The following is a 10672-nucleotide window of genomic DNA, read 5'->3' as shown; positions in this document are numbered from 1 at the left end:
GCTCACGCCGTCGCGGTCGCTCGATCCCGCACCCGGGGCCGCAGGGTGAACCCGCTCGGCTTGAGCGTCAAGGATTCCACGATCTTGAGCTCGTACGCCGGGTCGGCCTCGAAGTCGTAGCGCTGCAGCACCATGCCGAGGGCCAGGACGGCTTCGTGCAGCGCGAACTGGCGGCCGATGCAGGCGCGCTCGCCCGTCCCGAACGGCTTGTACGCCTGCGCCGGCCGCTTCTTCACGGCCGCGGGTTCGAAGCGGTCCGGGTCGAACGCCTCGGGATCCGGGCCCCAGGCCGCCGGGTCGCGGTGCACCAGCGGCAGCGGCACGATCACCCAGTCACCCTTGCGCAACCGGTACTTCCCGCCGAGGACGACGTCTTCGCGGGCTTCGCGCGAGTAGCCCGGCGCGGTCGGCCAGAGCCGCATCGCCTCGTCGAGCGCGCGTCGCACGTAACGCAGCTTCGCGACGTCTCCGAAGGCGGGCTCGCGGTCACCCCAGACGGCGTCGACCTCGGCGCGGGCCTTCTCCAGCAGCTCGGGATGACGCGTCAGGTAGTACAACGCGAACGAGAGCGCGCCCGACGTCGTTTCGTGGCCGGCGACGACGAACGTGATCGCTTGGTTGCGGATGTTGATCGGGTCCAGGCGTTCGCCGGTCATCGGGTGCCCTTCGGCCAGCATCAACCCGAGCAGATCCCGGCTCTCTTCACCGCTGGTCCGACGCCCTTCGATGACCTCGTCGACGAGATCGGTCATCACGGCGATGTCGGCCTGGTTCTGCTCGGCCGTCCCGGCGAACGCGCGCCGGACGAACGGCAGCTTGACGTTCTGCAGCTGCGCGAACCGCAGCGAACGCAGCATCGCCGTGACGAACGGGTGCGGTTCGGCGCGCTCGAACGAGCCGAAGCGGTAGCCGAACCCGGCGAGGCCGATCGTCTCCAGCGTCAGCCGGGTCATGTCGGCGGCGACGTCGACCGGCCCGGTCGCGGCGTCCCAGCGCGCGACGAGCTCACGGGCGACGTCCAGCATGACGGGGTGGTAGCGGCGCATCGCCTCGGCGGAGAAGGCCGGCTGCAGGATGTCGTGCGCCAGCCGCCAGTTCGGCTCGTGGGTGTGGGCGGTGAACAGGCCGTCGCCGGCGACCGCGCGCAGGTTCTCGATGCCCATGCCGACGTGCTTGCCGAACTTCGTCTCGTCGTTCAGCTCGGTGACCAGGTCGACGCCGCCGACGAAGACGATCTCGAAGCCGAAGACCTTGCGCGTGAAGACCGGCCCGATCTTCCGGCCGATCCGCAGGGTGTCCTGCAGCGGCGTGCGCGGGTTGGCCCCGATCAGGTCGCCGATCACCGGCAGGCGGCCCGGCCGGTGCGGAATGCCGGTGGTGTCCACGACGTCCCCCTATTGAATCCGAATCCAATAACGTCACGATCCCCCGCTACTGAACCCGTGTCAAGTAAGCTCGGGGGATGCGGACGAGGCTGAGCACCGAACAGCGGCGCGAGCAGCTCCTGACGATCGGGGCCGGGTTGTTCGCGAAGCGGCCGTACGACGAGGTCTGGATCGAGGAGGTCGCCGAGATCGCGCAGGTCTCCCGCGGCCTCCTGTACCACTACTTCCCGACCAAGAAGGACTTCTTCGCCGAGATCGTCCGCGGCCAGCGCGACCAGCTGCTGGAGATGAGCGAGCCCGACCCGGCGCTGCCGGTGACCGAGCAGCTGCGGGCCGGGCTCGACGTCTACCTCGAGTTCGCGCGCACGCACCCGGACGGCTACCGGATCGTGCACCGCGCCACCGGCGGCGCCGACGGCGAGATCCGGGAGATCCGCGAAGCCGGGATGGCCGCGAACGCGTCGCGCATCCTGGACGCGCTCAGCCTGCTGACGCCGATCACCGAGACCACCCGCCTGGCCGTCCGCGGCTGGCTGACGTTCGTCGCGACGGTCATCCTCGACTGGCTCGACCAGCCGAAGGTCACTCAGGAGGAGCTGCGCGACCTCTGCGTGCGGACGCTGTTCGCGGCGGTCGGCGTCACCCCGTGACAGCGGGCGAAGCGGCGTCCCCGGCCAGCTTTTCCGGCTGGCCCGAGCCGTCCGCCGGGACCGCCCAGACGGCGTCGTCCAGCCCGTAGAGGACCCGGTCACCCAGCCAGAGCGCCTGGTCGTCGACGCTGCGCGGCTCGGCGAGTTCAGTCTCCTTCAGCGTCTTGAGGTCGAGCACGGACAACCGCCAGCCGCCGTCGCCGACCTTCTTCTTGAACGCGACCCGGGTGCCGTCCGGGGACAGCGACGGGCATTCGACGTTCTCGCGCAGGGTCTTGCCGCGGAAGCGCGCGTAGTCGGCTTCGACGAGGTAGGTCTTCCCCTTGCTGCCGAGCGTCGCGTAGAAGCGGTTGCCGTCCTGGGCGAAGGTGACGCCCCAGTAGTTGACGTCGGCGGCGAAGTAGCGCTGCCCGTCAGCGAAGACGGGCAGTTCCTCGATCGTCTTGACCAGCCGTCCGGTGTCGACTTCGTAGACGCCGGCCCGGGTCGAGAAGCCGGTGGCCGCGTAGGAGTCGCCGGTGACGAAGACCGTCCAGTCGACGCGCTTGCCGTCCGGCGACACCCGCGCGCGGCTCGGTGTACCGGCCACGGCTTCGGAGTGCCGGACGGCGAGGTGGTCGTCGAGGACCAGGACGTCGGTCACCGGCGGGAGCGTCCCGGGCCGCACGGCCAGGCACACGGCGGCGGGGCCGGCCACCGCGAACCGGTCACACTTCAGGCCACTGACCTGCGGTTTCGCTCCCGGATCGGCCAGTGGGACGGCGGCGACGCGGCCGGTCGACACCTGCCGGAACAGCAGCTGACCGGGGCCGAGCGTGAGCTGCGCGGCCGGTCTCGCCTCGGCGGCGCCGGGGCGGGCGTTGACGGTGTAGGTGACGGCCGCGGTGATCAGTAGCGCGGTGCCGACCAGTGCGATGAGGAGTTTCTTCACGGCCGCACCGGCTTCGCGACCGCGGCGGCGAGGACGACAGCCACCAGGCAGCCCGCGGCGACGAGCACCGCCGGGCGCAGATCCCAGAACGTCCAGGCGAGTCCGAAGAGGACGGACGAGAGCATCCGCGCCCCGGCCTGCCCGGTCTGCACGACGGCCAGCCCGGTCGCCCGCAGGTCCCGCGGGATGAGCGGGCCGGCCGCGGCCATCAGGACGCCGTCGGTGGCCGCGTAGAACACACCGTGCAGGCCGAGCGCGACCACGGCGAAGAGCAGCGCGGCCGGCCCGCAGAGCAGGACCAGTGCCAGGCCCAGCGCGACGTGCCCGCCGAGGAACACCGGCCATCGCCCGATCCGGTCGGCCAGCTTGCCGAGCGGGACGGCCAGGAGCAGGTAGACGCCGGCGGTGCCCAGCGGCAGGAGCGGGAAGTACGTCGCCGCGATGTCCCAGCGCCGTTGCAGCACGAGGTAGACGAACGAGTCGCCGATGGTCACCAGGCCCAGCAGCGCGGCCCAGAGCGTGACGCGCCGGAAGTCCGCGTCGCGCAGCAGACCCGCCGCGGCCCGCATCGACACGGCGGCGCGATCCACTGTGCCGGGCCGGTCACGGACGAACAAGGCCAGCAACAGCACGGCGATCGCGGCGATGCAGAAGCTGGTGAAGAACACCGACGTGTAGCTGCCGAGGCTCAGCGCGAGCACGGCCATCGCGACCAGCGGGCCGAGGAACGCGCCGACGGTGTCGAGCGCGCGGTGCACCCCGAACGACCGGCCGAGCGTGCCGGGTTCGCTGCTCAGCGAGATGAGCGCGTCGCGTGGGGCGGTGCGCACGCCCTTGCCGGTGCGGTCCGCGGCGAGGACGACGCCGATCGCGGGGACCGAAGAACCGGCCGCCACCAGGCCGAGCTTGCACACCGCGGACAAGCCGTACCCGAACCCGGCGACCGCCTTGAGCCGCCGCCACCGGTCCGCGAGGTGCCCGCCGAGGACCCGCACGAGGGCCGTGGCGCCGGCGTAGAGGCCGTCGAGCAGCCCGAACTGCAGCGGGTTCAGGCCGAGGCCGAGCACCAGGTAGAGCGGGAGGACGGCGGTGACCATCTCCGACGAGACGTCGGTGACCAGGCTGACCATGCCGAGAGCCACGACGTTGGCGGACACTCGTTTCAGCGCCGGCTTCGGGTCGGTTCCGGCCGCGAGATCCGAGGTACGGCTTGCCGCGATGTACATGCCCGGTTCCCTTCTAGTGGCAGGTGTAGGTCGGGCTGCTGTCCAGGACCTTGCCGTCGACGCCGATCAGCTGCGTCTGGAACGACGTGTCCGTCATGGACAGCTTCAGGACGCCGAAGGTCTTCAGCAGCTTCGCGGTCGTCGCGTGCGCCGGGCTCAGGTCGTAGAGGTTCGCGCCGCCCGAACCGCCGACGATCTCGACGGGACCGTTCGCGTCGGCCTTGCCGTCGGCGTTCTGCGGCACGAACCGTTCGTAGTCGTGGTCGTGACCGTTGAGGACGAGGTCGACCTTGTTCGCCGTCATGGTGTTCCACAGCTCGACGCTGTCCTTGTTGTCACCGTGGTCACCGGAGCTCCACCGCGGGTGGTGGTAGTACGCGGCGACGCAGCCCTTCTTGTTCTTGGCGAGGTCCTGCTTCAGCCAGGTGATCTGCGGCGGCTCGGCGAAGTCGTCGTGGGTGACGAAGTCGTTGGAGTCCAAGGCGATGAAGTGCCAGTTGCCCATCTCCCAGCTGTAGTAGCGCTGACCCTGGGGCTTCGCGATGGCGCCGAAGTAGTCCTCGTAACCCTTGAACCTCGGCTCGTCGTACGACTCGTGGTTGCCCGGGATCGGGTGGGTGATGTTCTTGAACTTGCCCCAGGTCTTGTCGTAGTAGGCCTTGAAGTCGGCGAGGTGGGCGTCGTCGTACTGGTTGTCCCCCATGGTGATCACCGCGGCCGGGCCCATCTGCTCGACGAGTTTCGCGGTCTTGACGTGCGCACAACCGGAGTCGCTCGCGGTGCAGCGTTCGGCGATGTCCCCGGCGGCGGCGAGGACGAAGCCGTTGGCACTGCCCGCTTTGGTCTTGACGGTGACGGGTGCGCTCGCCGGCGAGACGTTGCCCGCGGCGTCCCGGGCGCGGACGGTGTAGGTGTAGCCGGTGTCGGGCGAGAGCCCGGTGTCGGTGTAGGACGGCGTCGCGCTGGTGGCGACGGCCTGGCCGTCACGCAGGACGTCGTACCCGGCGACCCCGACGTTGTCGGTCGCGGCATTCCAGGTCAGGCCCACGCTGGTGGCCGTCGTGGTCGTGGACGCGAGCCCGGCCGGGGTGCTCGGTGCTTGGGTGTCACCGGCGGAGTCGGGCGTGCCGTAGGCTTGGAGTTCCCAGAGCGAGTAGCCGTACTTGGTGGCGCGCGTGACGCCGACGAAGCGCAGGAAACGGCCGTGGGCCTGGAGTCCGGTGAGGTCGTCGGTCTTGCCGTCGCCGTTGTCGACGCTCGCGACGGTGGTGAACTGCGTACCGTCGTCGGAGACCTCGAGCCGGTACTTCTTGGCGTAGGCGGCTTCCCAGGTGAGCTTGACCTGGTGGACGGTGGAAGGTTGCCCGAGATCGACCCGCAGCCACTGCGGATCGGCACTGACAGCGCTGGCCCACCGGGTCTGCGTGTTCCCGTCGACGGCCTTGTCGCCGGTGAGCGACGAGCTTTCCGTCGTGGACGTCACGACGGGCTTCCCTTGGGAGAGAAGGACATCGGCTTGAGTGGTGGTGGCGGCGATCGCGGAAGGCAGCAGGACGACGACGGCGATCGGCGGCGCCAGCCGTGCGAGTGGACGAAGACGGAAGGGGGACACGTCGCGCTCCTAGGGGCCGGACAGTGGCGGGTCTGCTCTGGGCTGGGCTGCGGCGTAGGTGTGCTTTATTCGAACAGTTAAGAAACTTTCCTAACTAAGAAGACTGTAGCGAGCCTCGGTTTCGGCTGACAAGACTTGTCCCGTCCTTGAATCGGTCAAGAGGGTGAGATTGGTGTGGTTCCCGCAGGTCAGATGATGCTTCACTGAGCGGCACACTGCCCCGACGCCTGGGACTGCCCGAGTTTCGCCCGCACTCCGCCCGGACTCGAGCGCCGTTTCCCCACCACCAAGCCGTGCCCCGACCGGGGCGCCGCGGGGCACCAACCCCTCCGGCGACCAGCAGCGCGGTGCCACCGATCCCCACTCAACTCGTTCAGCTCACACACTGGCGCCGATTCCCTTGCGTTCAGCGAATTCGCTCGCCATCACGGCACCAGATTCGACCACCGCCACCCGACCGACACCGGCCGGACTTCGCCGCCGATCCGCCTCATCCCGCAAGGGACACGACCTCACGCGCGCCGCGGCTTCCTCGCACACCACCACACCGCGGAAGCACTCCCCCAGCCACTCCCGTACCGATTTTGTCGGTCCCCACCGATAGCCTGGAATTCGGGGGCTTCTCGCGCCCGCCGACAGCGATTTCTCTTACACAGCAACAGAAATAGCACGCCGGTCCCGCACCCGAGTTTCACTCGATTCAGCGATGATCTTCGCACGCGTGTTCGGTAACGTAAGGGCCATGACCTCGACCGACGAGTTTCCCGTTACCCCGCACCGAAGACCCATGGCCTCAAGAATCCGCGCGCAGCTGCTTCCGGATCTCCGCCACGGCGGCCCGCCCGGCGCGGTTCGCCCCGACCGTGCTGGCCGAGGGCCCGTACCCCACCAGCTGCAACCGCGGCTCGAGCACGACCCGCGTCCCGTCCACCCGGATCCCGCCACCCGCCTCGCGGATGTGCAGCGGCGCGAGGTGGTCGATCGCCGCGCGGAAGCCTGTCGCCCAGAGGATGACGTCCGCGTCGAAGCGCGAGCCGTCCACCCACTCGACTCCCGAAGGCACGATCCGGGCGAACATCGGCCGACGCTCGAGGATGCCCGCCGCCCGCGCGGCCCGCACCTCCGGCGTCACGGCCAGGTCCGTCACGCTGACCACGCTCTCCGGCGGCAACCCGGCGCGCACACGTTCGTCGACCTTCGCGACGACGGTGCGTCCCCAGTCCTCGCTGAAGGGCTCATCCCGCCACACGGGCGGCCGCCGCGTCACCCAGGCCGTCGCGCGCGCGAGCGGGGCGAACTCCATCAGCAGCTGCACCGCCGACGCCCCACCGCCGACGACCACGACCCGCTTGCCCCGGAACGCTTCCGGCCCGGTGTAGTCCGCCGTGTGTACCTGCTCGCCCGCGAAAGTCTCCTGGCCCGGGTAGTGCGGCCAGAACGGCCGGTCCCAGGTGCCGGTGGCGCTGATCACCGCGCGCGCCGCCCACGACTCGGCCGGACTCGACACCACGAGCCGGTCCCCGTCGCGCGTCACGGACTGGACGTCGACGGGGCGCATGACAGGCAGGTCGTACACACGCTCGAAGCGCGCGAAGTAGTCAGAGACGACTTCGGAGGCCGGCCGCGTGACGTCCGGGGTGCCGAAGGCCATGCCGGGCAGGTCGTGGATGCCGTGCACCTTCCCGAGCACCAGCGACGGCCACCGGTACTGCCAGGCGCCCCCGGCCCGCTTGCCGTGGTCGAGCACCACGAACCCGGAACCGTTCGCGAACCCGGCTCGGCGCAGGTGGTAGGCCGCCGACAGTCCCGCTTGGCCGGCCCCGACCACCACCACGTCCGTTTTGTGGTCCGCGCTGCTCATGTCGTGTTCAACGGCTGGCCGCGCCGGGTATTTCGCGCCCTGCATCACATGGCGACCCGGTGGCGGCGCGCATCGTCGGCCCGGTACAACGCCGTCGTAGCCGTCCGTCACACGGCGACGCGGTTGCGCCCCGCGTCCTTGGCCCGGTACAACGCCGCGTCCGCCGAGCGCAGCACGTCATCCAGCGCCGGCCCCGTGTCCGGGAACCGCGCGACCCCGATCGACACCGAAAGGCCACTCACCCGGACCGTCCCGCCTCCCGTCGAGATCACGACGTTCAGCTCCCCCACCGCCACCCGCACCCGCTCGGCGATGCCCAGCACGTCGGCGCGGCCGAGGCCGGGCAGCAGCACGACGAACTCCTCGCCACCGAACCGGCCGACCGTGTCGCCCTGACGCACCGCGCCGGAGATCGCCACCGCGACCGCGGCCAGCACGTCGTCGCCGGTGAGGTGGCCGTAGGTGTCGTTGATCCGCTTGAAGTGGTCGAGGTCGATCATCAGCACCGCGAACTCGCCGACGGCCCCGCGCCGCAACGCGCGGGCGTGCTCGCGGACGGCCGACTCGTGCCAGCCCGCGGTGTTGAGCAGCCCGGTCTTCTCGTCGGTGACGGCGGCGACCTGCAGCTGCTGCTTGAGCAGCAGGTAGCGGTGCAGCAACAACAGCGGCGCGATGACGAACAGGACCAGCACCGGCTGCTCGACCAGGGCCAGCGCAGCGAGCCCGCCGAGGCAGAGCGTCGCCACCTCGAACGCGTTGTCCTCCCAGGTGCCGACGAGGTCCGCGGCCGACCGCTGGCTCGTGTAGAGGTAGATCCCGGCGGCGACCAGCCCGACGTTCACCAGCTCGAACACGACGGCGGCCAAGCAGAGCGCGACCAGCCCGCGCGGCGTCTGCACCGGCGTCCCGTGCAACCCCGACCACGTGAGCACGGACGACGCGGCGAAGCAGGAGAGCATCGCCCACGCGGTACTCGCGACGAACCGGTGCGCGGGCCGCGTGCGCACGTGGCGCCAGACCCGCACCCACAAGTGCGCGTAGAGCACGACAGCCAGCAGCGCCACCCAGGCAGGAGGGAGCAGAACGACGCCGGCGAGGTACCAGACGGAGGTCACGTTGATGTGCGTCTGCCCGCTCATCCACCGGCGCAGCCGTTCGATCCGGCGGGACATCTCGGCCTGCGCGACGCCGAGCGCGACCAGCACGGCAAACCAGACCGGCCGCACCGGTCCCCCGAAGCCGGTGGCCAGCGCGGCCCCGGTGGTCGCGACGGCGGCCAGCTCACAGCAGAGGGCGTAGGTGATCCAGCGGCGCTTCGCCCCGGTCCACATGACCCACCGCGAGGGCCACCCCGTCCAGGTGGAAAGAGCTTCCCGTCGCACGGCGGCCTCGGCTCTCAAGCGCCGCGACCACGGAGGTGACGGACCGGCATCGTGACGTACCCCTTGCGCGAGTTCGGCCGACCAGGTAGCCCAGCGTAGCCGTTCCGGCGAGCCGCGTCGCCGGTCCGGGCGAATTACGGCGAAGCTACCGGCCCGCGGACCCGCTCAGAGTGGGTCTGACCTGCTCACAGCTTTCCCCGGTGATCACCGATGCAGGAATCCGCGGCGAGAACAGCAGGCCGGACTCCGACCCGCGCCTCCCAAGGTCGGAAACGGCCGGGATACCACCAGCGCGGAAACCCGCCCCGGCGCCCTCAGCGCGCAGGCGCTCTCAGCGCAGGCTGTTCGGCGCTGAGCAGAGCAGGCTTCTTCGCGCGGAGACATGACTCAGTCGACCCTGGGCGCAGTCGGCTCAGGTAGTCGGCTCAGGCGGTAGTCAGCTCAGGGCGCAGCCAGGCCGGGATGAGCGACGGGTTTCGAACCCGCGACTCCACCGGGCGCTCTAACGGCTGGGCGAGGTCACTTGCGCCGCGCGCGGATGACCGCCACCAAGCCGACGACCGCCGCGATGCCGAGCACCACCGGCGCCAGCCGCTTCAGCACGGAGGCTCCCGCGTAGTCGAGGAGGTCGATCGCCTCGGTCTCCGGGACGGCCGGGACGCTGTGCAACGCGGGCCGTTCGGCGGCCGGCTTGGGTTCGGTGTTGATCTCCGCCGTGGTCGGCGCCGGCTTGACCGCCGGCTCCGGCTTCGCAACCGGCGCAGCCTTTGCCGCCGATCCGGACTGCGCTGCCGATACCGACTGGGCGGCAGAGCCCGACTGGGCCGCCAGTCCCGACTGCGCCGCCGGTCCCGGCTGGGCTGCCGACCCGGACTGGGCCGCCAATCCCGATTGGGCGGCCGGTCCTGACTGCGCCGCCTGTCCCGACTGAGCTGCCGATCCGGACTGAGCGGCCGGTCCTGCCTGGGCAGCTGACCCGGGCTGGGCAGCCTCTCCTGGTGCCTTCTCCCCCGCCGGTGCGGGCTTCGCGGCTGCGGCCGGAGCGGACTTCGCGACCGGCTCCGCCGGCTTCCCGGCCGTCGGCGCGGCGGCCTTCTCCGCTACCGGCTCGGCCGTCTTCTCCGGGGCCAGCTTGCCCGACAGGCAGCCCGCGAAGGTGTCGAGGATCTTGCCGCCCACCTCGGTGATCAAGCCGCGGCCGAACTGGGCGGGCTTGCCCGTGATGGACAGGTCTGTCGCGACGGTTCCGTGCGTTCCGCCGTCGGTCTCGGTCAAGGTCAGGGTCACCGTCGCGGCGGCCGTGCCCGCTCCGCGAGAGTCCTTGCCCGAAGCCTTGATGGTGACCTTGTGCGCGGCGTCGTCCTTCTCCAGGAACTCGCCGTTTCCCTTGTACAGCAACGAGATCGGGCCCAGCTTGACCTTCACCGTCCCACTGAACTTGTCGCCTTCGACCTTGGTCAGCGCGGCACCGGGCATGCACGGGGCGACGCGCTCGGGGTCGACGACCGCCTGCCAGACCTCGCCGATCGGAGCCGGGACGGTGAATTCGTGGTCGAGCCGCACGGGCCGACCTCCTTTCTGCCAGACCTGGGTGCCTGGTGACCCACCCTAGTCGCACCCGGGAG

8 protein-coding genes are annotated in these 10672 nt (G+C 70.5%); 1 reads left to right on the top strand and 7 read right to left on the bottom strand.

The window, feature by feature from the left end; translation table 11 throughout:
- Positions 1 to 2 precede the first annotated feature (2 nt).
- Positions 3 to 1385, bottom strand: coding sequence for a cytochrome P450 (locus OG439_RS48785; RefSeq protein WP_326947101.1), 1383 nt, complete (start codon positions 1383 to 1385; stop codon positions 3 to 5).
- Positions 1386 to 1462: 77 nt separating this feature from the next.
- Between OG439_RS48785 and OG439_RS48780 the strand changes: the two genes are divergently transcribed.
- Positions 1463 to 2035, top strand: a complete 573-nt coding sequence (locus OG439_RS48780) for a TetR/AcrR family transcriptional regulator (RefSeq protein WP_326947100.1) — start codon at positions 1463 to 1465, stop codon at positions 2033 to 2035.
- On the opposite strand, the gene OG439_RS48775 is transcribed toward OG439_RS48780, so the two are convergent.
- From OG439_RS48775 to OG439_RS48750, 6 genes are all read right to left on the bottom strand, one after another.
- The gene (locus OG439_RS48775) at positions 2025 to 2966 is read right to left on the bottom strand and encodes a hypothetical protein (protein ID WP_326947099.1); all 942 of its coding nucleotides are present in this window, start codon (positions 2964 to 2966) and stop codon (positions 2025 to 2027) included. The genes OG439_RS48780 and OG439_RS48775 overlap by 11 nt on opposite strands.
- Positions 2963 to 4192: an MFS transporter gene (locus tag OG439_RS48770; RefSeq protein WP_326947098.1), complete on the bottom strand. Its 1230-nt coding sequence runs from the start codon at positions 4190 to 4192 to the stop codon at positions 2963 to 2965. The genes OG439_RS48775 and OG439_RS48770 overlap by 4 nt, the downstream gene beginning before the upstream one ends.
- Before the next feature lie 13 nt (positions 4193 to 4205).
- Positions 4206 to 5804: a discoidin domain-containing protein gene (locus OG439_RS48765; RefSeq protein ID WP_326947097.1), complete on the bottom strand. Its 1599-nt coding sequence runs from the start codon at positions 5802 to 5804 to the stop codon at positions 4206 to 4208.
- A 793-nt stretch (positions 5805 to 6597) separates the two neighbouring features.
- Positions 6598 to 7665, bottom strand: a complete 1068-nt coding sequence (locus tag OG439_RS48760; RefSeq protein WP_326947096.1) for an NAD(P)-binding domain-containing protein — start codon at positions 7663 to 7665, stop codon at positions 6598 to 6600.
- Positions 7666 to 7772: 107 nt separating this feature from the next.
- Complete coding sequence (locus tag OG439_RS48755; RefSeq protein ID WP_326947095.1) at positions 7773 to 8996, bottom strand: GGDEF domain-containing protein; 1224 nt, start codon at positions 8994 to 8996, stop codon at positions 7773 to 7775.
- 570 nt (positions 8997 to 9566) lie between these two features.
- Positions 9567 to 10610 carry an SRPBCC domain-containing protein gene (locus OG439_RS48750; protein WP_326947094.1) on the bottom strand — a complete coding sequence of 348 codons (1044 nt, stop codon included), beginning with the start codon at positions 10608 to 10610 and terminating at the stop codon, positions 9567 to 9569.
- Positions 10611 to 10672 lie beyond the last annotated feature (62 nt).

The organism is Amycolatopsis sp. NBC_01307, assembly GCF_035975215.1.
Lineage (GTDB): Bacteria > Actinomycetota > Actinomycetes > Mycobacteriales > Pseudonocardiaceae > Amycolatopsis.
Note: the sequence above shows the minus strand (reverse complement) of the source record. Positions and strands in the feature narration are given on the sequence as shown.